General features: G+C 65.0%; 20 protein-coding genes and 2 pseudogenes. 16 read left to right on the forward strand and 6 right to left on the reverse strand.

Annotation, left to right across the window (positions count from 1 at the left end):
• Positions 1–207 precede the first annotated feature (207 nt).
• The 3 genes from PBT88_RS16450 to PBT88_RS16460 all read right to left on the reverse strand — a co-directional run bounded on the left by PBT88_RS16450 (position 208) and on the right by PBT88_RS16460 (position 2,056).
• Positions 208–915, reverse strand: a complete 708-nt coding sequence (locus tag PBT88_RS16450) for a hypothetical protein (protein ID WP_270076391.1) — start codon at positions 913–915, stop codon at positions 208–210.
• Between the two features lie 84 nt (positions 916–999).
• A complete protein-coding gene (locus PBT88_RS16455) occupies positions 1,000–1,656 on the reverse strand; it encodes a hypothetical protein (RefSeq protein ID WP_270076392.1) in 657 nt (218 codons plus the stop codon).
• Entirely contained in the window at positions 1,649–2,056 is a 408-nt protein-coding gene (locus tag PBT88_RS16460; protein WP_270076393.1) for a hypothetical protein, read from the reverse strand. Before PBT88_RS16460 ends, PBT88_RS16455 begins: the two co-directional genes overlap by 8 nt.
• A gap of 231 nt (positions 2,057–2,287) precedes the next feature.
• On the opposite strand from PBT88_RS16460, the gene PBT88_RS16465 reads away from it, so the two are divergent.
• From PBT88_RS16465 to PBT88_RS16475, 3 genes are all read left to right on the forward strand, one after another.
• Complete coding sequence (locus tag PBT88_RS16465) at positions 2,288–3,094, forward strand: MucR family transcriptional regulator (protein WP_270076394.1); 807 nt, start codon at positions 2,288–2,290, stop codon at positions 3,092–3,094.
• A 136-nt stretch (positions 3,095–3,230) separates the two neighbouring features.
• Positions 3,231–4,046 carry a hypothetical protein gene (locus PBT88_RS16470; RefSeq protein WP_270076395.1) on the forward strand — a complete coding sequence of 272 codons (816 nt, stop codon included), beginning with the start codon at positions 3,231–3,233 and terminating at the stop codon, positions 4,044–4,046.
• A gap of 23 nt (positions 4,047–4,069) precedes the next feature.
• Positions 4,070–4,789: a hypothetical protein gene (locus PBT88_RS16475; protein WP_270076396.1), complete on the forward strand. Its 720-nt coding sequence runs from the start codon at positions 4,070–4,072 to the stop codon at positions 4,787–4,789.
• 15 nt (positions 4,790–4,804) lie between these two features.
• Here the strand turns inward: PBT88_RS16475 and PBT88_RS16480 are convergent, their stop codons facing one another.
• On the reverse strand, positions 4,805–9,091 hold the full coding sequence (locus PBT88_RS16480) for a strawberry notch-like NTP hydrolase domain-containing protein (RefSeq protein ID WP_270076397.1): 4,287 nt from the start codon (positions 9,089–9,091) through the stop codon (positions 4,805–4,807).
• A 138-nt stretch (positions 9,092–9,229) separates the two neighbouring features.
• On the reverse strand, positions 9,230–10,438 hold the full coding sequence (locus PBT88_RS16485) for a hypothetical protein (RefSeq protein ID WP_270076398.1): 1,209 nt from the start codon (positions 10,436–10,438) through the stop codon (positions 9,230–9,232).
• 391 nt (positions 10,439–10,829) lie between these two features.
• Here PBT88_RS16485 and PBT88_RS16490 point away from each other — a divergent pair.
• The 9 genes and pseudogenes from PBT88_RS16490 to PBT88_RS16530 form a co-directional block, all read left to right on the forward strand.
• Positions 10,830–11,288 (forward strand): annotated as a pseudogene (locus PBT88_RS16490) (TraC family protein); the annotation flags it as partial.
• Positions 11,285–11,620 carry a hypothetical protein gene (locus PBT88_RS16495; RefSeq protein ID WP_270076399.1) on the forward strand — a complete coding sequence of 112 codons (336 nt, stop codon included), beginning with the start codon at positions 11,285–11,287 and terminating at the stop codon, positions 11,618–11,620. The pseudogene PBT88_RS16490 and the gene PBT88_RS16495, both read left to right, overlap by 4 nt.
• On the forward strand, positions 11,617–11,850 hold the full coding sequence (locus PBT88_RS16500; protein ID WP_270076400.1) for a hypothetical protein: 234 nt from the start codon (positions 11,617–11,619) through the stop codon (positions 11,848–11,850). Before PBT88_RS16495 ends, PBT88_RS16500 begins: the two co-directional genes overlap by 4 nt.
• Positions 11,851–11,872: 22 nt before the next feature.
• Complete coding sequence (locus tag PBT88_RS16505; RefSeq protein ID WP_270076401.1) at positions 11,873–12,529, forward strand: conjugal transfer protein TraW; 657 nt, start codon at positions 11,873–11,875, stop codon at positions 12,527–12,529.
• Positions 12,526–13,539: a TraU family protein gene (locus tag PBT88_RS16510; protein WP_270076402.1), complete on the forward strand. Its 1,014-nt coding sequence runs from the start codon at positions 12,526–12,528 to the stop codon at positions 13,537–13,539. The genes PBT88_RS16505 and PBT88_RS16510 overlap by 4 nt, the downstream gene beginning before the upstream one ends.
• A 266-nt stretch (positions 13,540–13,805) precedes the next feature.
• Positions 13,806–15,662 (forward strand): hypothetical protein, encoded by a 1,857-nt coding sequence (locus PBT88_RS16515; RefSeq protein WP_270079295.1) that lies wholly within the window; start codon positions 13,806–13,808, stop codon positions 15,660–15,662.
• The gene (gene traN / locus PBT88_RS16520; RefSeq protein WP_270076403.1) at positions 15,662–16,888 is read left to right on the forward strand and encodes a conjugal transfer protein TraN; all 1,227 of its coding nucleotides are present in this window, start codon (positions 15,662–15,664) and stop codon (positions 16,886–16,888) included. Before PBT88_RS16515 ends, traN begins: the two co-directional genes overlap by 1 nt.
• Positions 16,872–17,396, forward strand: a complete 525-nt coding sequence (locus tag PBT88_RS16525; RefSeq protein WP_270076404.1) for a hypothetical protein — start codon at positions 16,872–16,874, stop codon at positions 17,394–17,396. Before traN ends, PBT88_RS16525 begins: the two co-directional genes overlap by 17 nt.
• Positions 17,368–17,973 carry a S26 family signal peptidase gene (locus PBT88_RS16530; RefSeq protein WP_270076405.1) on the forward strand — a complete coding sequence of 202 codons (606 nt, stop codon included), beginning with the start codon at positions 17,368–17,370 and terminating at the stop codon, positions 17,971–17,973. The genes PBT88_RS16525 and PBT88_RS16530 overlap by 29 nt, the downstream gene beginning before the upstream one ends.
• Before the next feature lie 252 nt (positions 17,974–18,225).
• Here the strand turns inward: PBT88_RS16530 and PBT88_RS16535 are convergent, their stop codons facing one another.
• Positions 18,226–19,536 (reverse strand): hypothetical protein, encoded by a 1,311-nt coding sequence (locus PBT88_RS16535; protein WP_270076406.1) that lies wholly within the window; start codon positions 19,534–19,536, stop codon positions 18,226–18,228.
• Between the two features lie 260 nt (positions 19,537–19,796).
• Here PBT88_RS16535 and PBT88_RS16540 point away from each other — a divergent pair, with 260 nt between their 5' ends.
• From PBT88_RS16540 to PBT88_RS16555, 4 genes and pseudogenes are all read left to right on the forward strand, one after another.
• On the forward strand, positions 19,797–20,696 hold the full coding sequence (locus PBT88_RS16540; protein WP_270076407.1) for a conjugal transfer protein TraF: 900 nt from the start codon (positions 19,797–19,799) through the stop codon (positions 20,694–20,696).
• Positions 20,693–21,274 carry a hypothetical protein gene (locus tag PBT88_RS16545; RefSeq protein ID WP_270076408.1) on the forward strand — a complete coding sequence of 194 codons (582 nt, stop codon included), beginning with the start codon at positions 20,693–20,695 and terminating at the stop codon, positions 21,272–21,274. The genes PBT88_RS16540 and PBT88_RS16545 overlap by 4 nt, the downstream gene beginning before the upstream one ends.
• 52 nt (positions 21,275–21,326) lie before the next feature.
• Positions 21,327–22,756 (forward strand): annotated as a pseudogene (locus tag PBT88_RS16550) (conjugal transfer protein TraH).
• Positions 22,757–22,770: 14 nt separating this feature from the next.
• Entirely contained in the window at positions 22,771–26,499 is a 3,729-nt protein-coding gene (locus tag PBT88_RS16555) for a conjugal transfer protein TraG N-terminal domain-containing protein (protein ID WP_270076409.1), read from the forward strand.
• The last annotated feature ends 411 nt before the right edge of the window (positions 26,500–26,910 follow it).

The raw sequence follows: 26,910 nt of genomic DNA on the forward strand, positions 1-26,910 counted from the left end.
CGTATTTGCCGAGCGCATCGGCAAGCAGATCGCGCTCGGCATGGAGTTCAACGAAAGGGCGCCATGGCCGCTCGGTCGCCTGCTCCCGACGCCCACGCCCGCGCCGCAGGTCGGACAGGCGACCTCCAGCACGGGATCACGCGGCCAGGTCCGATCGCATCCGTCGCGGTTGCAGCGCGCCGTGCCCTTGACGATGTGTGCCACGGCTCAGGCTGCCTGGGCTTGTGGGAGCCAGCGGTAGAGAAGATGCGCCTGCGGCTCATGTTCGGAGCCGATCGAGATCCGCACCATCGTGCCGTCGCAGGCGAAATCGGCGGCGCGCGGGAAGTCCATATAGGTACGCCCGTCGAAGATGAGATCCTTGGAGCGCACCGCCGTCACGGTGCGGGTCGTGCCGACCGCCCGGTGCCAGGCGGGCGCCGCGACCAGCTCCATCTGGTCCCCGACCTTCAGGCGCTTGCGGAAGGCCGCAAGCGGCACGCGCGCTTCGACGGGATTGGCCGGGCCGGTGCGACGCGCGAGCGCGGACCAATAGGCCCGGCCGATCGTCACCTCGGCGTAGAAGGAGCAGGAGTGGAAGTCCTGCAGCAGGTTGGAGCGGGTGAAGCCAAACCGTTCGACCTGATCGCGGATGGTGACGATGAAGGTGTTCTGCGCGTCCCTGCCGGTCAGATCCTCCGGTGTATCGAGGATCTCGGCGGTCACCTTTCGCCCACCAGCGAACTTCAGCGTGCGGATCGAGAAGCTCGTCTCCGGGAAGGTCGCGCGCAGATGCTGCTCGATCCGGTGGGCGAGCTGGTCGAGCGGCTCGCCCGGGCGATAGGCATCGCCGGCATAATGGAAGTTGCCCCGCTCATCATGCGAGGTCTGGCTATACAGGCGCACGGAGGCGCCCGGCGCGGAGGCGTCGGTCATCGTAATATCCTTTGGGTGGGGCCGCGCGGGCGGCGGACCGGGTGGTGCGCCTAGCGGCGGCGCATCAGAGGGACGTGGAGAGCGTCAGCGATCGTCGGCTGCTTGCCCGTCATTCTGGCGGCGACCTGCAATCCAGCCATGATAGCCGAGGCGGGTATCGCCGTTTGCGACTTCATACTGCCAGTCGGCGACCGGATGATCGGGATCCTCATCCCAGACCGAAGTCGTATCATTTGCGACTTCATGCGCTGGATTGATTAGAGCATCGATCGCGTCGGCGGTCGTGCCCGAGCGGATACGGTCGGCAAAGACAACGCACCAGCCACCGCCGAAGCCGTCGAGCCGGGCCTGGTTGCAGCTATATCCCCATTCGAAGGTGACCGGGGCTGCCGCGAGCGACGTCTTGCAACAACGCTGGATCAGCGCGGCGATCGCATCGAACTGGAAATCGCGCCGCCCGGAAATGGTCACACGTCGAGAGCGTAGCGCCTCGGGACAATCGGCGACGCTGATGTCCGCACCGAATTCCGGAAAGCGCGGATCGTCGAAGAGTTCGAGGAACCCGCTCTTCCAGTCGCCCTCGATCGTGGCTGGAAAGACGGCGCCGAATGCTTCGCTGCGGGGAGCGGGATCGAAGCCGACGAAGAGATCGGTCGCGACCTGCCGTGCCTCTGCGAGGAGCGCGGCTTCATCGTTCGAGCAATCGAAAGCGAAGCAGGTCTGGACGAAATAGTCAGCCATGATCCGCCTCCTTGCCGGTCGCTGCTTCCGGGCGGGGAAGCCGAAAGAGCGGCGGCGGCGTGTAGCTGGCTTCTTCGAACCAGGCTTCTACTGCCTCGACGGTGCCGAGGCCCCGGAACGTCTCGCGATCGAGCACGACTTGGGCGCTTTCCGAGAGCTCATAGTGCCGCGGTTCGCCGTCTCCGGTGAAGACTTTGCTCTCGCAACCATAGATGCCCGATACACTGCCGGACGAACGGACAAACGGGATCCGGTTGCGGATGCAGAAGTCTTCGACATGCTCCGCTCTGCCGCCGGTCGCCTCGGCGATATAGGCTTTGAGCACTTCCCCGTCTTTGAGGTCTTCCCCGTCGATCGGTGCATCGTCGAAATGGGTGCGCGCATTGTCGAGCGCGAGCATTTGTAACAGCTCAGGGATGATCGCGACCGGTATCTGACCGCCGATCGAGAGGACTGCGGGAGATCGTTCCGCCATTGTTGGGCTCCTTGTTGAACCGCACGGCCAAATCACCGCGCTGAACAATGCCCACCCCCTTCCCTCCTTTGACTTCGCCCTATTGAGAGTGCAGTCATCGGTATCCCGCACATCAGGCTTTGTGCGGGCGTGTTTCCCAGTGATGAGAGGTGCTGCATGGCCGACAACGAACAGCCGAACGTCATGTCTTTGACGGTGACCCTGCTCAGCGCCTATTTTGCCAACAACACGGTTCCGAGCAGCGAACTTCCCACACTGGTCGACGGGACGCGCAAGGCGTTGCTCGGCGACCTGACAGCACCGGCCCCAGAACCCGCCGCCGTCGAAGCGCCGGCGGAACCAGCAGCCCAGGAAGCGCCTGTCGTCGAAGCGGCGCCTGCAGCTCCGCCACCGCCCGAATATGTGCCGGCCGTCTCGATCGAGGAGAGTATCGCTTCGCCCGATCATCTTATCAGTCTGGTCGACGGCAAGCCCTACAAGACGCTGAAGCGGCATCTTGCGACCCACGGCCTAACGCCGGCGGATTATCGCGCGCGCTATGGTCTCGCCAAAGACTATCCGATGACCGCCGCAAGCTATTCGGAAGCGCGCCGTGCCGTCGCCAAAGCCCTCGGCCTAGGCAGCCGGCGTACGGCGACAGCAGAAGCCGCGCCGGCCACAGATCCGGCACCCGCTCCTGAGCTCGAGACGGCGGCCGTCGAGGACAAGCCAGTAAAGGCTAAGGCCGCGCCGAAAGCGCGCGGCGCTGCCAAGGCAAAGCCTGCCGCGCCCGCCAAGAAGCCGGCTGCAAAGGCTGCCAAGAAGCCGCGGACGCCCAAGGCTGCGCCGGCCACGGCCGAAGCGCCGGCCACGGCCGAAGCGCCGGCACCGGCAGTCGAGGCGGCTCCGGCGCCCAAGCGCCGCCGCGCGAAAGCCAACGGCGCGGCCACCGAGACGTCCGCTGAGGTCACGCCCGAATCCTGATGCCGTGACGTGATAGCGGCGCGTTGCGGGCGCGCTGCCGGGTCAAGGCGGAACGGTCGGCATCATTGCGCGAGATTGTCATCGCGGTCGGCCAGACAGCACATGTTCGTTTTCAATCATGGATCACTTGCCGGCCATGCGCGCCCAGCCCTTCACCCGCCCGACCCTGCTGGCAGCCGTCGAACTCCTTGAACGGCACAACCAGGCCGCATTCGACCAGATGACGCTGCGCCTCGGCCTTGAGGAGGAGGTCAGCGAAGGGTCGGGTATCAGCGTCGCAAAGAAGGTCGGACAGGTCGGGAGGATCCTGGTCAAGAGATCAGGCGACGTTCTCCAGACGGTCGAGGGCAGCATGACGCTGGCGGAGGCTGTGGTCCGCGAGGCGGTGCTGCTCGTTAACATTCGCTTCGAGAATCCGAAGCAAACCGCGTTTCTCCGAGGGCTCGCACGCGATGGCTATGTCGTAGAGATCGACGACGACGGGAGAACGCCGCGACTTCGCGCCGCTCTGCCGGAGGAGATCGATCTGCCGGCGAGCGACAACGAGGTCCACGAACTGCTCAAGCAATATCAGTTCGTGACGCCCAAGGGACATCTCGACCAGGCGATCGAGGCGCACACGCGGGGCGACTGGGCGGCCTGCAATGCCCAGCTTCGGACCTTCCTCGAAAGCCTGTTCGACGAACTGGCGCATCGCATCGCTCCGGCTGAGGCTTCGGCGTTGCCAAGTTCGGAGAACCGTCGGGCGCTCTTGGCCAGCAAGTGCTTCCTTGCGATCGACCGCAATGAGTGGACGCAGGACGGGAAGAATTACATCAACGGCCTCTTCAAGATGCTCTATACGGACGGTTCGCATCCGGGCCTGTCCGACGAGGATCACGCGACCTTCCGCCTGCACATCGTGCTGGTAACCGCGCGAACTTTCCTGCGCCGCTTTCACAACGGCAGCTAGGCCGGCAGCGGCGGGAGAGAGGCATGAAGCTCGAATTTCACTGCTGGAAATGCGCCAAGGGCACTCCCGGCCGCCGGGTGACCGCTCCGTTTAACGACAGCAGCGTCTACCGGTTCGAATGCGCGCAGGGCCATGTTTATGAGATCGTACTCGCCCAGTTACGGTTCGAGGTTTTGGCCGAAACCGGCATGCAGGCGCTGGTCGATGGCTATTACCGGGATGCGGTCGCATCCTTCGCCGCCGCGCTGGAGCGCGTCTATCAACTCTATTGCGAGATCGTCGCGTTGAGCAGAGACATCGACGAGACTGTATTCAAATCGACCTGGAAGCTCGTCGCCAGTCAATCCGAGCGCCAACTCGGCATGTTCATCGGCCTGTACATGCTCGAGAATGGTGACGTGCCACCTCAGCTGCCGAAGAAGTTCGTCGAGTTCCGCAACAAGGTCATTCACCAGGGACTATTCCCCGCTGAGAATGACGCGGTGGATTTCGGCCAAGCCGTGGTCAATCTCGTCCAGCCGCTACTCAACAGCATGATGCCGCGCTACACGCAGGAGATCGAGGCATTCATGATCCGCCATTTCGAAAATGCGGAAGGCGCCGGACGGTCAGACCGAAACAAGCATCGCGTCTTCTTCGATTTCATCCTGCAGTTCGACACCGAAGCCGACGATTGGGACCCGGCGCCGGCCGACCTGAGCGCGGAACTCGTCGCACGCAGGTCGCGGGAGATCGCCGACTAGAACTCCAAACGGCCACTATGAGACCTTGCGCCTCATGATGGCGTCGAGCACCTCGTCGGCGCGGTCGAGCGGCACGAAGAGCCTAGTGCGATACTGGATCACCTCGCTGAATGCCCCGAGAGCTTTCAGATGCTCGCGATCCTCGGGCCGGTAGTCCCGGATTTCGAGGCGGCGCGTGCCGTTGACCAGCGCGCTCGTGAGCTTCGCCCCGTCCAGACCGGGGATTGCGATCTGCGACCCCGATTGCGCAGACCCGCGCAGCTCCGCCGGGGTCAGTTCGATCGAGCCATCGAGCCCGAATGCGCTTTCCAGTTCGACGACGCCGGCAGGCGGGATGATCCGGCCGAGCACCGAGAAGCCTTCGCCATCGTCGATCCGCCAGACGCGGACATCGTCTTCGGGAAGCTTGTGCCACACCGGCAGCAGGAGGCCGGTCGCGACATTGACGATTTCGGTATCGACCTGAGCCTCGGCTTCCGCCGTCTCGACTTCCCACCGTGCCTGGAAAGCGTCGCGATCGATTTCCTTCCAGAGGCTCGCCCACATCGCAATCTCCTGCATGCGGGTGGCGCCAGTCGGCCGCACGAGCTGGCACATCGGTACAATCCGTCCTTCCTCGTCGGTGATCGACCAGGACGGCACCTTGAGCGCGATCCGCTTCGAGCGGCTATTGTACAGGTAGGAGATCTCGCGCGTCCCCTCCCAGATCTGCATCAGGCGCTTCCAACTGGTGACACGGGGCTTGAGATGGAGCTCCAGTCGCAGCAGCCGGGTTTCGGCGCCCGTCACCGGATCAGCGCGAAGCGTTCGCTCCGACAAGGCGATCACCGTCTCGGCCCGGATGGTCTCGACGCCGACATCAAGTGTGCCGGCCTCTCTCGCTGCGTCCACGCGAGCCTGGATGAGGCCCATATACTCGTCGAAGATCGCGTTCTGGGTGGCGATACGAAGCGCCAGGATTCGGTTGAGCCAGCGCTGGATCGGCGGGAGCTTGTCGAGCAGCACGCCATTGTCGTCGGTCAGCTTGAGCCCGGTCATGCCAACGAAGGCGTCTAGCTTCACGCTGGCGAGCTTGCCGCCGTGGAGCAGGTGATACCACTGCGTCAGGGCCTCTCGCGCATAATCGCTTTCGAGGTTGTCGGCGGGATTGAAGAGGTTCTGCCCACCCGTCTGGCGCTGTCCCCGGGTAAGCGCGCCGAGACTGTCGAGGCGGCGCGCGATGGTCGAGATGAACCGGCGCTCGCCTTTGCAATCGGTCGTGACCGGTCGAAAGACGGGCGGCACGCTCTGGTTGGTACGGTGGGTGCGCCCCAGGCCCTGGATCGCGACGTCGGCGCGCCAGCCCGGTTCGAGCAGGAAGTGGATGCGCCGCTTGGCCGCGGTGCCCGAGTTCAGGTCGGCATGGTAGGAACGCCCCGTGCCGCCGGCGTCGCTGAAGACCAGGATTGGCTTTCGCCCGTCCATGAACGCCTGGGTCTCGCTAAGATTGGCACGACCGCCGCGACGTTCGAGCTTCTGGTTGCCATCGGCGCCGATGACGATGCGGCGCGAGCGGCCGGTCACTTCTGCAACCTGGTCGGTGCCGAAATGCGCAAGTAGCGCGTCGAGCGCGGCCGGGACCGGCGGCATCGCACATAGGTCCTCGATCAGCGCATCGCGCGCTGCGATCGCTTCCTGGCATTGAACGAGCTGGCCGTCTGCATCGCGCATCGGCTCGGAGCGAAGCGAGCCGTCCGAGCTTGCGAACACCTGCATCTGCTGGGTCGGGAACGCCGTCTTGATATAGTCGATCATCGTCGCGCGCGGCGACAGCTCGAGATCGAGATTCGCGCGTTCTTCGGCCGAGAGTTCGGCCAGCCGGCGGTCGAGAATGGCTTCGGCGGTGCTGACGAGCTGGACGACGGCGACATTGCCACCGGCGATTTCGGTTTCGATCGCCTCGAATACGCTCGGCATCTTCATCGAGATGAGCAGCGCGGACCAGAAGCGCTGCTTGGAGCTTTCGAACCGGCTGAGCGCGGAGCCCTTGGCCATCGCGTTGAGCGTCTGGCCCGAGGCGCGATCGACGATATTAGCGGCCTTGAGCGCCGCATCGAGATTGCGATGGATTATGGCCCAGGCATCGGCATAGGCGTCGTATATCTCGATCTGACCAGGCGTGAGCTTGTGTTCGAGCGGATCATATTCGACGCCCGCGAAGCTGAGCGCGCGCGCCGTATAGAGGCCCATCGCCTTGGTATCGCGCGCGACGATCTCCATCGCCGCGATCCCGCCTTCTTCCATCGCGCCGAGAAAGGCGTCGCGGTCGCGAAAGGCGGTGCCCAGCCCCCACAAACCCAGACGCGCGGCGTAGCTCAGATTCTCCGGTTTGGTGGCGCCGGTGGCCGACACATAGATGACGCGGGCACGAGGCAGCGCGATCTGCAGGCGGACGCCGGCAAGCCCCTGCTCCGACCCTTTGGCCGCGCCATAGTCGGTCTCGGTGCCGGCAGCGTTGCCGAGCGCATGGGACTCGTCGAGCAGGATGACGCCCTCGAAATCGGGGCCAGCCCAGTCGAGGATTTGCTGGAGGCGAGAGGCGCGGTCGTGACGCTGCGACCGGAGCGTTGCATAGGTCAGGAACAGGATGCCGCTGTCCATCGCGATCGCGTCGCCCAGCGGGAACGCATCGAGCGGCTGGACGTCGATCGGAAGACCGCCGAGCGCGCTCCAGTCGCGGCGGGCATCTTCGAGAAGTGCTGCGCTGCGCGAGATCCAGATGGCGCGGCGGCGACCGCGATTCCAGTTGTCGAGGATGATGCCGGCGCCTTCCCGGCCTTTCCCGACCCCGGTGCCGTCGGCGATGAAGTAGCCGGTGCGATAGGTCGCACCCTCGGGATCGGGTTGAAGCTGGTCGCCAGCCTGGTTGGGCGAAAAGGTGCCCGGTAGATCACGTTCGCACGCTTCGCCTGCATGAATGATCGTCTCGAGCTGCGCGTCGGACAGGGCCGCGAAGGCATGCGCCTGCAGCAGGGGCTGGTAGTCCGGCGCCGGCGGCAGCACGGAGGCCATGGCGAGCGATTCGACGAGCTGGTCGGGATGCGGGCGCGCGCCCTCGATTGCGATGCGAGCCGGACGCCAGGGTGCGTAATGGCCGACAGGATCGCCCGATGCGCGCGGCGTATCACGGACGGCGTAGACCAGCGGCTTGGGGCGCGTGTCCGCTGCAACCCGCACAGGCGCCGCCAGGGTGCGCCGGGCAAGCCCTCCGAACAGCGATGCAGGCGACGGCGAGATCGAGCGCCTTGGCCGCAACGGCACAATGGCCGGCGACGGCGGTCCCGCATCCGGAGGCGAGAGGCGCTGTGGGAGCATGGCGACGATGCCGGCCGCTTCGTCGATCGTAGCGGCGGTGTGGCGCTCGGTCTGGCCGGCCCAGCCCTTGTCGAAGACGAGAAGGCGGACCGCGATGCTGGTGCCATGCTTTGCATATGGGTTGCCGAGTATGGTGATCTCGACGCGCGGCGGCACGGTCTCGGCGACCATCGCATACCCGCTCGCGGCCGTGCCGTCGGACGCGAAATTTGGCGGCATGATTGCCACGCAGCGGCCGCCCGGTGCTAGCCGCACCAATGCTGCGCGGAGATGGCGGGCGCCTGCGAAGCGGTCCCTGCCACGCCCTTCGCTGTGGCTGAAGGGCGGGTTGATCAGCACGACATTGGGCACCACGCCGGTGGGCAGGAGGTCGTGAATGAACTCGCCGTCGTGGTCGGACACCATGACGTCCAGTAGCTGGGCGAGCAGCGTGGCACGGTCCGGATCCCGCTCGTTGAGCAGCAAGCTGGCGCCGGCCCGGACCGCATGGACGGCGAGCATGCCCGTGCCGGCCGAGGGTTCGAGCACCGTATCGTCCGATGACATCCGGGCGGCCTGACCGACGAGCCATGCAAGCGCGATCGGCGTGCTGAACTGCTGGAACGCGACCTGATGCTCGCTCCTGAACGTCTGGGTCGGAAGCGTGCCTTCGAGCCATTTGAGCGTCGCGAAGGCGTCCTCGCCCGAGAGGTCGAGGCCACCGGCCATCGGCGCGCGACGCAGCATCAGCACCTGGGCGGCTTCGAGCGCGTCATAGGCGTCGCGCAGGGTCCAGGCGCCGGTCGCGTCGGTGACGCCGAACGCCTCCTCCATCGCGCGGGTGAGATCCTGGCGTCGGATCGTGGCGCCGCGGTCGAGGCGCGATGCAAGGCAGGTAGCGACGCCGAGGAGCTTGGTGGCCTTGCCGTTCGCCGGCGGCACGACAGCAGCGAGAAGCGGGAGGGACATATGCGGTCTCCAGATAAGGTTCGGACCATCCTGATCCGCCCACTCCCACCCCCTTCCCTGTCGGGCAGGCGCGAGCCGCGGAGAAGAAAAAGGGGCCGCAGCGCGAGACTGCGACCCCAGATGGTCAATTGGTGGTGGTCAGGCGGCTTCGGCGAGCGCGTCGGGCTCCTCGTCACCCGAGGCGACATCGACGGCCGCCAGCTCGACCTGCGCCGCAACACCATCGACCCCGTCGTCGTTGGCGGCGCCGGACTCCTCGTCGATGCGCGTGGTGAAACGCATCACGTCGGGCAGCCAACCAAGGGCGGCCTCGCGGAGTTCGGCCTCGATCGGCACCTGGCCGGAGTAGATCTTCTCGGCCGACACCGCGAGATCGTGTTTCTTGGACGCGCTGTAGCGGCTGGCAAGCTCGGCGCCCCCCAAACCTTCGAGATGCGCCAGGATGGCCCCCTTGGAGATGCGGTCGAAATAGTTGTTCGCCGTGGGGCGCCACCAATCCGCCACGTCGATCGCGAGCTTCAGCCCGAGATGGTCGAGGAAGGTGCTGCCGGTCTTGCCCGCGGGCACCGCATTGAGCGTGCGCGCCACGGTCCAGCCCAGCCAGGCCGCACGCGCCTCCTGCGAGAGTGCGCAGAAAGCGTCGTAGCGCGCATTGACCTCAGCGAGCCCCGTCCAGCTCCGATCGAGCCCTTCACCCAGTTTCGCCCATTCGTCCGCTGCAAGCGTGCCGCTCTCATAGCCAGTGAGTGGGGAATAAGGCGCGTCGGCCCGCAACTCGGTCGCAAGGTCGAAGCTCCCATATTTCCGGGTCGCCCGATCGGCCATCCAGAAGGTCGCGAGATCGAGCGCGAAGGTCGGATCGCTGGCGATATGCGCGCGCAGCAATTCGGCCTTCATCTCGGCAAGCTCGTGCGAGAGGCGCTGGCTATAGGCCGGCTTCTCCGGCGCGGCCTCGGCCGCGGCCTCGATGGCCTCGTCATCGTCGCCATCACCGTCTTCGTCCTCGTCCGGCTCGTCGGTCGGCGCGACATAGAGCTGCTCGTGGACGCGCGGCTGGCCATCGTCGCCGATGACCAGATAGGCGAGCGCGCTGGCACGCTGTTCGTCGTTCAGGACCAGGTCGCGGTCGTTGATCGACCGGTATTCAGCCTCGAGCGCCTCGCCCCGGGCGCGAACCTCGTCCGTCTCCTCGCCGTCGAGCGCCTCGATCTCGGCGTTGTGCGCCTCGATCTCGGCTTCGAGTTCCTCGAGCCGTGCTTCCTCTTCGTCCGAGAGCGGCGGCCGATCCGCCTTGACCGGCTGTAGGTCCCAGGTGTCGTTGTAGCTGACGAACGTCTTCGGTAGCACCCGGACCTCCTGGAAGCCGTCCCGCTCGCGGATCGCTTCGGCAGCGGCAGCAAGCTTCTCTGCGGCCAGGCTGTCCAGCAGGCCTCCGTCGATCCAGCGTTCGGTCGACTGGTCGGTGAACAGGTCGCCATGAAAGCGCCCGCCCGCCGCGATATAGGCGTCGCGGCCGACGAGCAGCGCCTTGGGATCGCCGCCGACATAGGTGCCCTGGGCGAGATGCCGCCGGATCTCGTCGGCGTTGGTGCGCTGGTAGGAGCCTCGCAGCAGTTCGAAAACCTCGGCCTGGCGTTCGCGGTCGCTGCTGCCGCTGGCATAGGCGGTCGCGACGGTGAGCGAGATCTCGCCATTGCGCAGCGCGTCGAAGACGTTCTCGGCGAGATCGGCGAGGGCGAGCCGGCTGGCCGAGGCGTTCGGCCAGGGTTATCGCCGCGCCCGCAAATATCGCGGCTCGTTCGGCATCGTCCTGCAGTCGATGAACGACCTGACGCTTTTCGGCGGCACTGGCCAGGTGATCCTCGAAAACGCCGCGACCCGCTTCCTGCTGCAGGGCTCGACCTATGACCGCGCGGTCGACAACAAGATTCTCGACTATTCGGGGTTCGTGCTCGACCTCCTGAAGTCGGTCCGCAATTCCAAGCCGCATTATAGCGAGGTCTTCATAGACTCGCCCCTGGGTCTGGGCATCGCGCGCCTCGTCGTCGATCCCTTCAGCTACTGGATCAATACCTCGGCACCGGACGAGGTCGCGGCGTTCGAAGCGCTGATGCGCCAAGGCTTGTCGCCGCTCGAGGCGGTCTGCCGGCTCGCCGGCGTCGACCCGGCCGAGGTTGCCGGCGGTGACGCGCGATGACCCGCGGCCAGACAAAGGCGCATCCCGATCAACTCCAGCTCGGCTGGTCGGACGAAGATGCCCGAATCGAGAGCCTGGTCGAAGAACGCCTGGCGGCGCGCTTCGAGGCCGAAAGCTTCATCTGGCGCTTCCGGCTTGTGGCGATCGAGACGGTGATGATGGGCATGCTCGTGCTGGTCGCCGGCCTTCTCCTGAAGCAGCCGACGTTGATGGTGCTGCGCGCGACCTTGCTCGTCGCGGCCTCCTGCTTTGCGACCGGGCTGCTGCTGCTTTCGCTCTCGGCTGGAACGGCGAAGCTGCTCTCGCGCCTCAAGGCATGGAGGCGGCGGTGAACGGGCTCGTCTCCTCGAACCCTTCGCAGCATTCGGTGCGGCTGGCGCTGGGCGGCTCTCTGCTGCTCCTCATCCAGAGCGTGCTGCTGATGATGGGTCCCGGCCTCGACGGCAACGCCCGCGCGCTTCTCTGGGTGCTCACCCCGATCGCGGCCATGGCGCTCCTCGCGGCCCTGATCGGACTGCCCGACCCGGTGCCTGGTGACTGGAGGCAGCGTCATGGTCGCTAAACTTCGCTGGCCCCCGATGCCGATGACCGGCTGTGCAGTCCTTCTCGCGGGCACGGCCTCCATCGCGCTGGCGCAGACCGGCGCGCCTGCAACCGTGAGCGCCGCCGGCAGCGGGCCCGGCCGCGCCACCATCGGCCGGACCTACCCGATTGCCGAACCCGATGCGCTGAGCGAGATCGAGGCCAAGGTCGCGACCCTGCCCAAGGACATGAGCGCCAATTACGGTCCACGCAGCAAATGGAGCGCGCTTAAGGCGGCGGCGCTCCCGTCGGCCTCGGCCGACCGGACGCGAACCGTCGTCCCCTTCTACACCCTCGATTTCGACCTGAAGCTTCCCGACGGCCGCGTGCTGTATCCCAAGGGCTTCACCTTCAATCCACTGACCTATGTGAAGCTGCCGCAGCGGATCGTCGTCGTGCATCCACGCGATCTTGCCTGGGCGCTGCGCACCGCGCGCCAGAGCGATTTCATCCTGCTGGCAGCGCTCGGTGCCGACAATGGCGATGCGATCGAGGCGAGCGAGAAGACGGGCCGCGCGATTTACATCCTGGAGGAGCGCGTGAAGGAGCGCCTCGGCATCCAGGCGGCGCCCGTGATCGTCGCCCAGTCGGGCACCAGCCTCGTGCTCACCGAATATGGCCCGAAGAGCCGCGCTGCGGTGCCGGGAGGTCCGCGATGATGCGCCGGCTCCCGATATTCCTGATCGGTCTCCTCATCGGTCTCGCCGCAACCATCGCGTGGCCGAGCCAGGCGCATGCCTCCAAATGCGAGAGCAGCGTGTTCAATCCGATCACCAAGGTGCGCTGGACCTGTATCTTCCCGATCACGGTCGGCGGCATTCGGGTCGGAAGCTACGATAAGCTCGACAAGGCGCTCGATGCCCAATCGGCATCGAAGCCGCTGTGCGCCTGCCGCAAGGGCGTGCAGTTCTGGTTCGGCGTGAAGGTCTCCTACTGGTCGCCCAATCGGATGATCGACGTGGTGACCGAGCCCGGCTGCATGATGGCGCTGGGCGCCGATCTTATGCCGACCGGCGGTAAGCTCCAGGGCAGCCAGTCGAGCCAGGCCGACGGCACCAACACGCGCAAGATGTTCGCGCAGATGCACTACTACATCTCGCCGGTCTGGGCGATGCTCGACATGTTCACCGACCTGCCCTGCATGGAAAATGACGGGTTCGACGTCGCGATGATCACCGAGGTGCTGCCGACCTGGCAGTCGGCGACGCTCGGCAGCATCATCCAGCCCGAGGCCATTCTGTTTGGCAATCCGGCGGCGGGCCTTGCGTGTATGGGCGACAGCGCTGCGGCCGCGGCCGGCAAGGTCATCGATCCCTTGTTCTGGTGCATGGGAAGCTGGGGCGCGACCTATCCGGTCGCCGGCGACATCCATTTCGACGACAGCGTCGAAGCCTGGGCCGGACTTGCCGCACGCGGCACTTTCATGATGGGCCGGCTCGGCGCGCTCACGATCAGTTCGTCGGACGGCTGCTCGTTCCTCCCCCAGCCGATCTGGACCAAGAGCCGCTACAAGCTCCAGCTGATGGAGCCCGTGAAGGGCGGCAAGTGCGTCAATATCGGTCGGCCAGGCTCGCTCTGGTCGTCCGCCAAGCATGCCCCGGGCAAGGACAATGCCCAGTTCATGCTCTTCGAAAAGGTCATCTGCTGCGCCGGGATCGCGGTCCCATGAGCAGATGGCTTCCCCCATGTTCCGTTGCTGCCCCCGGTCCTGTTCGGAGGTCCGCCCGCCAAGGCCTGAACGGCCGCTGGTGGCAGCGCGGGACAGGAGCGGCGTCGGGGCCTGCCCCCGGCTCCGGCGTCGCTCCACTCATGGTCAGCGCGGCTGCGACCCTCCCGCGATTGTTCCGGCATTTGCCCCACTGCCGAGCGATCGTAGCAGCCGCGCTGGCCACCACGGCATTCACCGCAGCAGCGCTGCCGGCCCAGGCCCAGACGATGGAGGAGCGCGCACGCAGCGCCGCTGAGGCGTCCCGCGCCAAGACGAGCGACAGCGACTCGATCCAGCAGAATTATCTGAGCCCGGGGCTCTCGGGCCAGCCAGTGCGGACCGTCGACAACAGCAGGACTTTCACGCCCAACATCGCGTGTCAGAAGACCGCGACCATGCTCGAGGTGCTCGTACAGCCCTCGGGCACCGGCGACCTTGGGACGGTGCGCGTGTCGCGCGATACCGACCTCGACGGCTCGGTGGACAGCACATCGAACCTGCCCGTGCCTGTTTCGGGGATCTGCGCCAACGGCGTCGTGTCTTGCACGCCGGGCACCTGGGATCAGTGCGCCTATTTCCGGTGGGACGTCGACACTGCGCGCAACCTGAAACTCGTCCAGACCGACATGCCGAAGCTCGCCGGCTGCTACTGCATCAACAACAGCTGCGGCTCGAACCTCGCCTGGGGCAACATGCCCTCGGTGCTGCGCGATCTAGGCGGCGGAATGATTGGTGCGCTCACCACCGCCGATCCGCGCTACGGGGTCGTACAGGCGGTGGTCGACGGCCCGGCGATCCGCTATGTCGGCGCGCAGTCGACAGCCTGCACCTCCAACCCCGCGCTCCCGCAGACCCAGTACCGCGCCAAACCGACGGCGATCGCCGCGGACGCTTATGCCAGCTCGACGGCAAACCCCGTCTTCCAGGCGCTCAAGGGCTCGGCGATCGGCACCGGGACCGCGCTCCAGTACCGGCAATGTACGGTTGAGCGGCAGGTCGTCGTCACCAAGGCCGGTGTGGATGACGTCCTGTCGCGCGTGTCAGGCGGCTATTCGACGGTTCGGAACGGCAATTCGGTCGACTGGCTGATGGGGTCGCCCAGCGACAACACGCTCGTCGGCGGCAACTGCAGCCTGTTCGATTACAAGATGGTGCTGCGGGTCGGCGATCCCTCGCGCATCGTCGACGCGCGGCTTACCAACATCTTCTTCGACGACTGGATTCAGGTTCGCATCGACGGCAAGCTCGTGCTCTCGGACCCGGCCTCCTGGACATCGAACGGGTATCCACCGGGGGCGTGCGAACGCAAGCAAACCTGGTACGCCTTCCCCAATCTCGACCTGAAGCCCTATCTCACGCCCGGCGATCACGAGATCGCGGTGCGCGTGGCGGTTGGTGATCATGGCGAGGTGTTCGCGCAGATCCACGCCGAGATCGACGATAGCTGCAAGGCGTTCGAGCAGGTGGTCGATCAATGCGGCACGGCGGAAGGCGATCCGCAATGTCGTCTCGACAGCGAGCTCGTCGATGGCGTTCAGACCTGGATCGGCGGCGCACAGACGGGCCTCAGGCCCCTAACCCAGACGCGGATCATGGGCTCGTCGACCTGCCCGGTCGAACTCACCCGCGACTTCTTCCTCAAGAGCCGCACCTATCGGTGCAAGGTGGACACGATGCCCCAGCCCGACACCAGTCGCGGGACCTATATCATCGACCATTCGACCGAGACGATCCTCGCGGATCGCGCCCGTCAGGCCGACGGCAGCTTCTCGACCAGCACCCGTCCCTTCGCCCTGCCCGATCGCGGCTCGGTCCCGGCCTGCGAGGCGATCTGCAAGACGCGCGCGCCGAAGAGGAACACCGAGGCCGCGGTGAGCGGCGTGGTGGGCGCCAAGCAGAACAACCCGACCGGTAACGACACCTTCTACCACGCCTGCGACAGCGCGAACCAATGTCCGGCCGGGCCCGGCGAGGAGATCGTATCGGCCTGTGGGTGTCTCGACGATTTCCCCGAGGCGGTCGTGATGATGCAGACCGTGCGGCTCGCCGGCGCGGATCTCGTCTGCACGGGCAGCGTACAATGATGGGCACGAGCCTCCTGGCACCCCGGCCGCTGAAGCTCGCGTTCGCTGCGACGTTGATGATCGGCGTGGCGCTTCCGGCCGCGGCCCAGGTCGCGACGGCGCCGAAAGCGACCGCCAGAATCCCGCTCGAACCCATCGAGCCAATCGAGCCGACCGACCCCCAGCCCGAACCCGATCCGGGTCCGGGTCCAGGCCCGTTCCCCGATCCCGGCCAGTATATGTGCGCGGCCGATCTCAACAATAACGGCGATGCGGCCGATGAAGGCGAGACCGCTTATTGCGCGGCGACCACGGATGGCGGGCATCTCTGCCCTCTGCAGGAGGTGGCCTGCGTCGCGGATGCGACCGGCCAGTATAGCTGTCCGGTCGGCACCCAGTTTGCGTGTCAGACCAAGGTCGCCGGCGGACCGCCGAGCTGCTCGCCGAACCAATGTGCGAACCTTGCAACGACGCCGATCATCACCGAGCCGCCGATCGAGGATCCTGGCACTTCGCCCGATGGGTCGGTCGATGCGGACGGAAACTGCCTCGGTACGATCGAGATCTTTTCCGGTCGCGGGATGCGCTGCCGGCCGCCCGGCCTCAACACCACTCTCGCCAATTGCTGCAAGGACAAGGGCAAGATCGTCAAGGACGGCATGGGGTCGTCGATCGGGTCGCTCGGCACCAAGATCGCGGTGGTGAAAGGCGTGTTCCAAGGCATGAGTGCTGCCTTCACGGCGCTGCGCGCCGGCGCCACCGCCGGCCAGGCGGCGAATGCCGGCGCCAATGCGCTCATCATCGGCCTCGACCCGACCTCGATCGCGATCAGCCTCGCGATCAATTTCATGATCGAGTTCCTGTTCTCCGGCTGTGACCAGCAGGACATGGAGACGGCGATGCTGCGCTCCTCGGGCATGTGCCACGAGCTCGGCAGCTATTGCACGTCGAGCTTTCTCGGCATCTGCCTGCAGAAGGCGCGCGGCCATTGCTGCTTCAACACCAAGCTCGGTCGCATCATCCAGGAGCAGGGACGTCCCCAGCTCACGGCGTTCAACGGCAACCTGTGGGGCACGGCCAAGAAGCCGATGTGCCGAGGCTTTACGCCCGAGGAGTTCCAGGCGCTCGATTTCAGCAAGATGGATCTCTCGGAATATTATGCGGACATCGAGAGCCGCGCTCAGACCGACATCCAAGTCGACATGAAAGACCGGGTCGATGCTTATCTCAATGCCGTCAAGAACTAGCGCTGCGCTCGCATTCCTGCTGCTGGCCGGCAGCGCCGCGCTCGCGCAGGATACGGCCAAAAGCCGAATGCAGGCCGAAGGCGACGCCTCCCTTGCCCGCGTGAAGCGCGCGGTTACGAAGACGCAGGACCAGGCAGAAAGAGCGCGCGATCCTCGTATCCCGGTCGACGGCAATGAGGCTTCGAAGCGCCAGGCCTTTGAAGGCCTCCGGCACCGGGCGCCACGACCTGACATGGAGGCCCGGGCGCGCGCAGCCGCAAAAGCGGGTGAGGCGAGCCTTGCGGCCGAGCGGGAGGCTCAGGCCAAGCGGTTGCGTCAGGCATTCGGGCTCGAGCCGCTCGAAACCGAGGCGCTGGCGCGCGGCGCGGCGCCGACACGGGCCATGGGCTTCGTGCCGTTGCTGTTCGTGTCCTCCTCGATGCCGATCGCGACATTGCTGGAAGAATATGGGCGGCTCGGCGGCCGCGACGAGGTGCGTGATGCTCAGGCTCTTCTGGCTGCTCGTTAGCGCGCTGCGTGCGCTTTGGTGGGCGCTCCGTCGCCTGCCGGCGGAGCTGGCCGTCGCGCTCGGCGCGGGCAGTGTCGACTCCCCGCCCCGGCCCCACCGGGTATGGATCGCGATCGGCGTCAGCTTGCCGACGGCCCTTCTCGCCGCGTGGTTCGTGCCTCAGGTCACGTTGGTGATGAGCCCGTCGATCGAGGCCTGGGCGGTGCGCAAGGATCCCGGACCGATCGCGCGCGGCGACTATGTCATGTACACGCTCTTCCACCCGATCGCCGGCCCCAAGCCCGTCAATGTCACCAAGCACGCGCTGTGCATGCCCGGCGACCGGCTCACTTGGCGCGAGATGCCTTCGCTATCCGGCCCCAAGGTCCGCGACACGCAATTCTTCTGCAATGGGACGCTGCTCGGGACGGCCCTGCCCTTCACGCGGGACGGGCGCCATCTCACCCACGAAATGTGGACCGGCGTCATCCCGGCCGGCCAGATGTATATCGGCTCACATCACCCGCAGGGGTTCGATAGCCGCTATTTTGGGCTGGTTCGGCTGGACAGGCTCACCAGGATGGAGCGCATTCTTTAGGCGGATGTGATCCAGGCCTGACAGCACCCTTCAGGGCACGCAATCATTGCCTGTATTGCTCCAGCCGGTCGCTTCGCACACCCAGCTTTTCCCCTGAACGCAGACTTCCTGACCACCATAATATATGCGACCGCGATAGAGGCACTTGATCTGAGTGTCGGCGAGATCTTCCGCAGTTAGGGCGTTCGGAACCGTATTAGGATCCGCCTCATTGATGCGTGGCTTCCGAGCCATTCCTTCCTCCCAAGAGAATCAGGGCAAGACTTGCACGGGAACGGTGCCGGGCTTGTCAGCAGCCTCCTTCTGGAGGTTGATGAGCTGCTCGATGAGCGCGACGACCCCCATGTTTCGCTCAAGATTGTTGTCCTGGGAAATCGCGTATCGGGTTCTCAGAAGCGACGTCGCGACTACAGCCCGGTCACTGACAGCGCCTAGCGAGAACAGCGGCGCTCCAGACACTGGCACCGGTTTCGAACTCCTGAGGTACTGGCCGACGTAGCGGATCACGCCCTCGGTAGATCTGAATGTCACCCGAGGTGCTACTTTGAAGACGAGGTCGTTCCCCTTGCTGTCGGCACCGAGCATTTCGCCGTTGCCGAGGTAAATTGCGTTGGGCTGAGCGTTAGGATCGGAGTTAGCCTTCGCCGCAGCTTTGAGGCCCTTTACGCAGCTGTCGTCAGCTTCGAACCGCACAGCGACCTTGGACGAGGCCGGCCGGACGAGATACGCCTTGGAATCGTCTGCCGGGTCCGCCGTGATCGAGCCTTCGACGTCGAGCTTATCTCCGTCCAAGAGCGCAAGGTCGCTGATCGACAACGGGTTCGGCTGCCCTGGCTTTCCCAACAGTCGAGACACCGGTGCGAGTTTTGCGGCAGCCTTGTCCTTCTTGCCGGTCGCCAGCTTGTAGCATTTGACCTGCTCCTCAAATGCTGCGCTATTCGGGAAGGTATTGTCGAAAGACATCGGCTTGGGAGGCGTGTTTGCGTCCTCGTAGTATTGCACGAGATCTCCCTTTTCGCCGTAGCCATCGACCTTTTCGGTCAACGCGAACTCGATCCTGACGACGAGCAAATGGAGCGCGACACCTCCATCAAGACCTTGGTCCAGAAAGTTGGCGACGGTATCGGCTGGGATCGGGCTCAATATGCCCTGGTAGAATTTCTGCGTGTCGAAGACCGCCACGTCAAAGCTGGGACCGGTGCTGAGCGTGCCTCCCACCGAAGGCGTGAACGTGTCGCCGCCAGTCACCGCCGTGTCTTTGATGGTCTGCGTCAGGGCGCCAGCAGCAGTCTGATTGTCCACTTCATGCGTGCTGGTTTTGTCTTTCAGCGCTGAATTGAAGCCCGCGCTCGCGCCAACCGTTATCGACCCCGAAAGCCGACTCGCCGCCGTATAGTGCAGCGGCATGCCGACCTTGGCTCGCGCGATGTTCAGAAGCACCAGTTCGTCGGCCATGGTCGCGACAGCAGTATTATATTCGACGGCCATCCGATGAACGCGATTAGGGAAAGCGCATCCGCTCAGCACACTCACCATGCCGATTACCGCAAGATATCGCTTCATCGAGATCCCCCAACCCCGTGCGACCCGATCATAGCACATTTCAAATCAATCTATAGATGATTCCTCCAGTCTGGCGATTTTTAGTAAGTCGAGACTTTTGCCTCATCTACCATGCATTTAGTCGAAAAGCCGGCTCCAGAGTCCGCGCTGCCGTCCTGAAAGACGAAATTTTGCACAAACGGCACTGAAGTGCCCGCTGCCTTGAAGCGACCGCAACGGAACAGCACCGTCCGCGCATGGTACAACGATTGCGATCCCATATGGCGACTGGCGGGTCTTTTGGCCCCAGCGCCCTCATATCCCTCGCGCTGTTCGCTGCGCCGGCAACGGCCCAGTCCGCGCCCGATCGCAGTGGCGCCGACAAGCACGGCTATTGGTGGTATCAGTCGCCGCCTCCCCCGGCGAGCAAGCAGGACGATGCCGACGCGCTGGAGAAGCCTGCGATCCCGCCGATGGCGGAACTCGCAACCTGGACACCACCCAAAATCCGCAAGCTGATAGAACAGCAGCGCGATTATGCGGCAACCGTTCTGACCGTCGATGCGGTCGCCGATTTCTGGCGACTGCAGGACTTCGCACGACGCAAGGCACGCGCCTTCGCAGGCGTCACCCAGATCGCCATGCTCCAGCACCCGGAGCTGAACTCGAAGTCGGCCAATCCGATGGTCGGTGATGCCCGTTCCGAGATGACCGCCGAGAAGGACGCCATCCGGCGCTCCTACCTGCGATCCCAGGCGGGCGAGTTTGCACTCGTGATGTTTGGTCGGGCGACCTGCGGATATTGCCGCGTCCAGTGGCCCATCATCCAACGCTTCCAGGAGGAGATGGGCTGGCAGGTGACGCTGGTCGACCTCGATCGCCGCCCCGACGTCGCCCAGCGCTTCGGCGTCGAGATCACGCCCACGACAATGGTGATCCGGCGCGCGAGCCAGCAGCGTATGGTCATCGCCTCAGGCGTAGAGGCGTATCCGAACCTCTCGCAGATGGCCTATCAGGCAGTCCGGCTGCTGCGCGGCGATATTCGACCCGAGCAGTTCATGACCGGCCCCGGTGAGGATGCCGGCTTCTTCGACGCGCTCGGCAACGGTCCGGTCTCCGCGACCGATCCGCAAGTGCTCGGCGGCGATCTCGTCGTCGCCAATGCGGAGCGCCGGCCATGACTCGCTTCGTCTTTCTGCTCGGCATCCCCGGCCTCGTGATCGCGACGGGGACCTGCGCGACCGCGCAGACCATCACGCGCGAACAGGCAATGCGGGCGGCAATCCACCCCGTGCCCGATCAGGCGACGATGCAGGCCTGGCTCTCTCGCGTACCCGTCACGCGCGAGTTTCCCGATGATTTCGCCGCCACCCTCACCGGCCAGGGGCCGGCCTTCGTCATCGAGATGTCGACCGCAGCGCGCTGCATCCCCTGCGGCGACCTATGGACAAAGCTGACAACGCTCGCCCGGCGCTACGGCTGGAGGGTCCAGACGATCAATCCCAACGAGGCGATGATACGCTCGGGCAGGCTGGGCTTGCCCTGGGTCGGCCATCCCGTCGCCTGGGTGCGCCCGATCGCCGACGAGAACCGTGTGGTGCCGGTGGCGATCGGCACCGACCACGGCCCCAACCTCGCGCGCAACCTCTACCTCGCGGCCAAGATGCTGACCGGCGTACGGCCGGCCGTCGGCGTGCGCGCCATGTCGAAATTCACCGGCATCGTCGAGATGCCCACCGCAACCAGGGAGCGGCGCTGAGCATGGCGGGCTCGGCGCCGTCCCTCCCCTTCTATTCCCATTGGAGTCCGTCATGCTCTGCTTCCTCGCCCGCGTCGCCGGGTTGCTCGCGGCCGCCCTCTTCGCCTCGCTGTTGACGGCAGCGCCGGCCTCCGCCCAGAGCTGGGCGGAGAGCTGGTTCGACAATGTCACTTATACGTCGCCTGGCAGCTTCGAGGATCAGACGCGCGGCTATCTGACCGCAGGCGGGATGTCGGGGCGGGTCGACGTCCATAACGACTATCTGATGTCGGTGAGCTTGCCCAAGGTGAAGGCGGGCTGCGGTGGCATCGACATGTTCCTTGGCGGCATGTCGTTCCTCGATCCCGACTATCTGGTCCAGAAGCTTGAAAGCATCCTGCAGGCCGCCCCTGCGGTCGCGTTCCAGTATCTGCTCGAAACGCTTGACGAGAAGATGGGGAACATCATCTCGAAGATGGAGGCGGCGACCAACTTTCTGAATTCGATTCAGGTCAACGACTGCCGTCTCGCGAACCGTATGGTCCAGATCGCCAAGGGCGACGACAATATGAGCGGCATCATCGAGGAGATGACCGGCTACCGCTCGGTCAAGCAGGGCTTCGCCAAAAAAGCTATCAGCAGAGCCGCGAGAAGATTGAGGCGAACAACAACAACCCGACCGAAGACCTGAAGGACTCACTCGCGAACTGCCCGGCCGAGGTGACCGAGATCTTCCGATCCGGCTCGCTGCTCTCCCATGCCGCATCACGCGTCGGTGCCGGCGACTGGGCGGCCGTGATGCGCGCCCGGGTGGGCGACGTCTACATGCGCTGGGATCCGACCGACAAGGTGCCGTTGTTCACGGCGATCCCGCAATGCCCTGGGCAGGACACCGAGAGCGCACAGGATTTCCTGACCGGGCGCGTCCAGAAGCGGTCGCTCAGCATCCCACCGACCGCGACCGACTGCGCGCAGGATGGTACCGGCAAAGGCGCCCTCATCCTCGCCCGCGACCGGATGGAATCGATCGCGACCAAGATCCGAACCCGCGCGGCGCTGAGCCCCGAGGAGAAGCAGTTCGTGGCGAACGTGCGCACCCTCCCCGTCTATCGCATGCTGGAATGGGGCGTCCGCCAGGGCGTGGTCGACTCGGTGATCGCCGATACCGACGAGCTGGTGGCGCTCACCCTTGCCTACCAGATGCTCAACGATCTCACGCGCACCATCGATTATACGGTGACCAACGCGGAGCGCGGCACCACCACCGCAGGCGCCGCCGACGTCAACAATACCAACGTCTGCCAGACCAAGATCCTCTCCAAGGGGATCGAGCAACTCCGCGACCTGCGCGATGAGGTGCTCCGGCAGCGCGCGCAGATGCGCCAGAGCTATATGGCGGCGTTGTCGGCGGCCAATCTGTCCGCGAGCTATTCGGGTCTGATCCGGGCGCGCGACCGTGACGCCAGGGATGCCGCCGGCGCTGCCGCGGCGCGTAACCAGTGAGCGCAAGGATCGCCATGCGCCGCCTGACCAAGCTCCTCACCGGTGCGATCCTCGCCTTCGCCACCTCCCCGGCCTGGGCGGTGGAGGCCAGCTTCCACACCTATGACGGCTTCGCCGAAACCGTGGACGCTTTCCGGCTCGTGTCGATGATCTTCGCCGATCCGCGATACGAGACGCTGGTGCTGATCGTCGCGACCGTCGGCATCGGGCTCGGTGCGATCATCGCCAGCGTGCGGGGTACCGGCATGGGCCTGGTAGCCTTCGGCTTCCAGATGCTGATCGGCATAGGCCTGTTCGTCGGTCTGATCGCGACGACCGGCACGGTCCATGTCTATGACCGCGTCCGCAATGCCTATCAGCCGGTCGGCGGCGTACCCAATCTGCTGGTGCTGGTGGCGGGCGCCACCAACATGATCGAACGCGCGCTCGTCGAGACAATCGACGACAACACGCTCGACCCCAATGCCAAGATCGAATTCGGCGCGGGCGGGCACAGCTTCGACCTGTTCCTGAACGCGGTCTCCCCGCGCGGACCGATGACCGACACCTTCCTTGATGCGACGATCAAGGACTATGTCCGCCAATGCTATCCGGTCGCGCGCGTCTCGGCCGCATACGGCGTCGATGACGACAAGCTGTTCCGCAGCACGACCGATCTGCCCGCAGCCTTCGCTGCCATGGCCGGTCCCTCGACCTTCTCGACGGTCTATACCGATGCCGACAAGGGCGGCACGACGATGAGCTGCTCGGACGCCTGGGCTTATATCTCGGACCGGCTTTCCGACCCCAATCTCTTTGACGCCTATACCCGGCAGATCTGCGCGAGGACCGGCTTCGACGTGGACAATGCGCAGCAACTGACGCGCTGCCGATCACAGCTCGGCGACATGGGCGACATGATGCTAAAGCGCCCCCTCACCGCTCAGGCGTTGATGACGCACATCCTTTTGGGGAACGCCGTGGGCGACGTGCTGTTCGAGGACTCGCCTGCCAGCGCTGCGCGAGTGATGGCGAACCGTGCGGTGATGTCGAGTGGTCTCGCGTCCATGTCGGTCGCGAACGAATGGATGCCGACTATCCGGGCGACGGTGTTCGGGATCATGCTCTTCATGGTCCCAATCGCGCTGCTGTTCATCCTCACGCCGATCAACATGCGTGTCGCGAGCTTCGCGTTCGGCCTGTTCGTTTTTGTCGCCCTGTGGGGCGTGATTGACGCCGGCATCTACCAACTGACCCTCGGTCGCGCGATGGCGACGCTCGAGGAGATGCGCTCCAACGCGCTCGCTGCGAACGCCTGGCTGCTGGCGCCGTCCGCTGCAATGAAGGCGCTGGCGGTGTTCGGGTCGTTTCGTACCGCTGCCGCCGGCCTTGCGGGCGCCTTCGTGTTCACGGTCTTCCGCTTCAGCGGTAATGTCTTCACCTCCTTCACCTCCGGGTCGCTCAGCGTCGCTGGTCAGGCGTCGTCGGCGGCGGCACCGATGGCGACCCCCGAGGGACAGGCGTCCGCGTTGGAGGCGCAAGCTTCCGCGTTCGGCACCCGGACCCGGGCGGCGGCAACGTCGAGCTTCGGCGACTTCGGCGAGCGCTCGACCTTCGGCGCCAACCGCGCTTTTGGCGAGGCCAACCGCATCCTCGGCGACAGCCCAGGCGCAGCAGGCAGTACACCCTTCGCCCTCGGCGGAATCGAGGGTTCGCGACAGCTGGGCAGCCTTGCACCAGCGCTTGCTGGCAAGGACATCTCGGACCCGGACGTTTCACGAGCGGTCAGGGCCAATGCGACAACCACGGCGATCCAGCAATTTGCCGAAAAAGACGCGCTGCGGGCGCTCGGCAACACCTATTTCGGCGATGGAGAGGCCGGTGAGCGCAGCTTCGCCGCGTTCACCCAAAACCTCGTCCAGTGGAAGGCCTTCGGCGATCAGCGCGCCTACGGGATGATGATGCAGGCTGCGACCCGCAATTTTGAGCGCGCAGGCTATTCACCCGAGGACGCGAGCTTGAAAGCGTCGGGCGTGATCGCCGACGCCCAGTCGGACCCGACCTTCGCGAAGCTCATCGCAAACGCTTACGATCAGGAGCAGATGCTCACCAACGATCTCACCAGCGCGCAGGTCCAGGCGGGTGCAATGGCGGGCCGGCGCGATTTTTCGGGCGGCAACGTGGCAGAAATAGAGCGGTCGAACGTCGCTGCCGAGCAAGCGTGGCGCACCGGATCGAACACCGGCCAGCGGGATGCCTCCGAAATGCTCGGCCTGCCTCTCGCCGAGACGTCGCGCCGGATCTCCTTCATCAGTGCGCTCTCGGGCGAGGCACGCAGCACGGCGATTTCCCAGCTCGCCAAGTCGACCGGTCGATCGGAAGCCCAGGTCGAGCACGCTCTTGAGCGGTACAACGCCGCTGTTTCGGTCGGGACCGCCGACGGTGCGACGGCCGAGGCCGGCCGTGAAGGCACGAGCGTTTATGGCCGCACCCGCGACGCCGCCGGTTATGATTTCGCCGAACGTTCCGGCAAGCTCGACGCTCAAAAGGAGGTTGGGCTCGACGGCACACGTTCTGCGGCACGGATCGGCGAGCAGCGCAAACAGTCCGACGATTTCGGATTCGCAGAGGGCGCCGCCGCCGCCGGCGTCTCGACGCGGGAGGCGGCGCGGCTCGACAGCTTCATCCAGGCGCTCACTCGCACATCGGGCAACCAGATCGACATGGAGGAAGGTGGCGCTACCGGCGCGGCCGATCGCGCGCGCAACGACCGGCTCACCAGCATCGTCGATAAGGAGCGGCTAACTCGGATTCAGGGACTGCTCGCCGACCGCGGCATCAAGATGAGCAAACGCCAGATCGCCATGGACCAGAATGGCGATTTCAGCCTCAATCTCACGCCTGATGCTGCCGCCGGCATGTGGCGCGCGGGCCTCATCAACCAGAGCCAGCTGGGCGCGATCGCCAACGGCGGGCGGGCGAGGTTCAGCCTTGCAGACAATGACCTGCTCGTCTCCAGCAGCACCGATTTCAGCCGCACGGCGCGCTCCGACACCAGCACCCGGTTCGAGGCTGGCAAGCAGGCCGGGCCGGATACCATCGAGCATTTCCTCGGAGGGGGGAAGGAAGGCCAGGTCGAGCTCAGCAACTGGCTGCGCGGTGGATTCGAAATGGATCGCAAGGGTCAATGGCGCCTGAAGCCCCAAGTGGCTGATACGCTTCAGCGCGACGTTCAGGCAGTCATGGCGCAGACCGGTTGGACGCGTTCCCTGGACCGCAGCGCAGACAAGCAAACCACGATGGGCACGTCGTGGCATATCGGAGGCACTTTAAGTGCTGGCGGTGGTGCATCCGGATCCGACGGCAAGGGGGCAGCTTCGGGTATCAAGGCTTCGACCCAAGGAGAGGCACAAGCTAGTGTCGACAGCAACGAAACCGGCAGCACACGATCGGTCGCTTCTGGGTCGATGGATATTGTGAACTACGATGTCCGAACTGCTATCGCCGAAGCAGAGCGAGCCGCGGGGAGGTCGAACGCACCTGAACGAGCGTTTGGAGAAGAACTATCTCGGCGAATTCTTGGGCCCGACGGTCTGCGAAACAAATATCTGGCTGAATCCGCATCTGGTCGATCGACCTGGGATTGGGCAGCTCCAATTACTTCAATCGAACAGAAGTCCGTGCTTTCGACTGGTAGATTCCGCTCTGATCGAGATCAGAGTTCGGACGATGGCGATCCGACCTTCAGGAACCGCAAGGATTAGCGCTTCTTACTTCGTTTGACCGCTTCATCCATCGCACGGCTCCCAATCCACATAGGTCCCGAGCGAGGGTCAAATTGGTCAACACTCCAATTCGGCCCGCCCTCGCACCGCCGAATGTGCTCGCCAGAACTATAATCCACGCCGCGCTGGAGATGAGCGAACCACCGCCCACCGAGCACGACCAACGCCGTCATCGGGAGAAACACGAGGTTTAAGATCATCGAGTATCCGCTCTCGGCAAACGGATCTAGAAAGGTCGGCCGCGTGGGATCGCCCATCGCTAGCCAGTAAGCCGGAATCGATGCCCACCAGACTTTCGCTATCAGAGGTCGCCATAGGAAATCGACGAGCTTAGGAGCCGGTGATGCATCCGGCGTTTCGACAGGCTCATTGGTTCTAAGTTTTTGCATG

It is taken from the genome of Sphingomonas abietis, assembly GCF_027625475.1.
Lineage (GTDB): Bacteria > Pseudomonadota > Alphaproteobacteria > Sphingomonadales > Sphingomonadaceae > Solisphingomonas > Solisphingomonas abietis.

What these genes read in the sequence shown, in the direction of transcription:
- PBT88_RS16450 (WP_270076391.1), bottom strand. Translation starts at nt 915, where the DNA reads ATGACCGACGCCTCCGCGCCGGGCGCCTCCGTGCGCCTGTATAGCCAG.
- PBT88_RS16455 (WP_270076392.1), bottom strand. Translation starts at nt 1,656, where the DNA reads ATGGCTGACTATTTCGTCCAGACCTGCTTCGCTTTCGATTGCTCGAAC.
- PBT88_RS16460 (WP_270076393.1), bottom strand. Translation starts at nt 2,056, where the DNA reads ATGCTCGCGCTCGACAATGCGCGCACCCATTTCGACGATGCACCGATC.
- PBT88_RS16465 (WP_270076394.1), top strand. Translation starts at nt 2,288, where the DNA reads ATGGCCGACAACGAACAGCCGAACGTCATGTCTTTGACGGTGACCCTG.
- PBT88_RS16470 (WP_270076395.1), top strand. Translation starts at nt 3,231, where the DNA reads ATGCGCGCCCAGCCCTTCACCCGCCCGACCCTGCTGGCAGCCGTCGAA.
- PBT88_RS16475 (WP_270076396.1), top strand. Translation starts at nt 4,070, where the DNA reads ATGAAGCTCGAATTTCACTGCTGGAAATGCGCCAAGGGCACTCCCGGC.
- PBT88_RS16480 (WP_270076397.1), bottom strand. Translation starts at nt 9,091, where the DNA reads ATGTCCCTCCCGCTTCTCGCTGCTGTCGTGCCGCCGGCGAACGGCAAG.
- PBT88_RS16495 (WP_270076399.1), top strand. Translation starts at nt 11,285, where the DNA reads ATGACCCGCGGCCAGACAAAGGCGCATCCCGATCAACTCCAGCTCGGC.
- PBT88_RS16505 (WP_270076401.1), top strand. Translation starts at nt 11,873, where the DNA reads ATGACCGGCTGTGCAGTCCTTCTCGCGGGCACGGCCTCCATCGCGCTG.
- PBT88_RS16510 (WP_270076402.1), top strand. Translation starts at nt 12,526, where the DNA reads ATGATGCGCCGGCTCCCGATATTCCTGATCGGTCTCCTCATCGGTCTC.
- PBT88_RS16515 (WP_270079295.1), top strand. Translation starts at nt 13,806, where the DNA reads ATGGAGGAGCGCGCACGCAGCGCCGCTGAGGCGTCCCGCGCCAAGACG.
- traN (WP_270076403.1), top strand. Translation starts at nt 15,662, where the DNA reads ATGGGCACGAGCCTCCTGGCACCCCGGCCGCTGAAGCTCGCGTTCGCT.
- PBT88_RS16525 (WP_270076404.1), top strand. Translation starts at nt 16,872, where the DNA reads ATGCCGTCAAGAACTAGCGCTGCGCTCGCATTCCTGCTGCTGGCCGGC.
- PBT88_RS16530 (WP_270076405.1), top strand. Translation starts at nt 17,368, where the DNA reads ATGCTCAGGCTCTTCTGGCTGCTCGTTAGCGCGCTGCGTGCGCTTTGG.
- PBT88_RS16535 (WP_270076406.1), bottom strand. Translation starts at nt 19,536, where the DNA reads ATGAAGCGATATCTTGCGGTAATCGGCATGGTGAGTGTGCTGAGCGGA.
- PBT88_RS16540 (WP_270076407.1), top strand. Translation starts at nt 19,797, where the DNA reads ATGGCGACTGGCGGGTCTTTTGGCCCCAGCGCCCTCATATCCCTCGCG.
- PBT88_RS16545 (WP_270076408.1), top strand. Translation starts at nt 20,693, where the DNA reads ATGACTCGCTTCGTCTTTCTGCTCGGCATCCCCGGCCTCGTGATCGCG.
- PBT88_RS16555 (WP_270076409.1), top strand. Translation starts at nt 22,771, where the DNA reads ATGCGCCGCCTGACCAAGCTCCTCACCGGTGCGATCCTCGCCTTCGCC.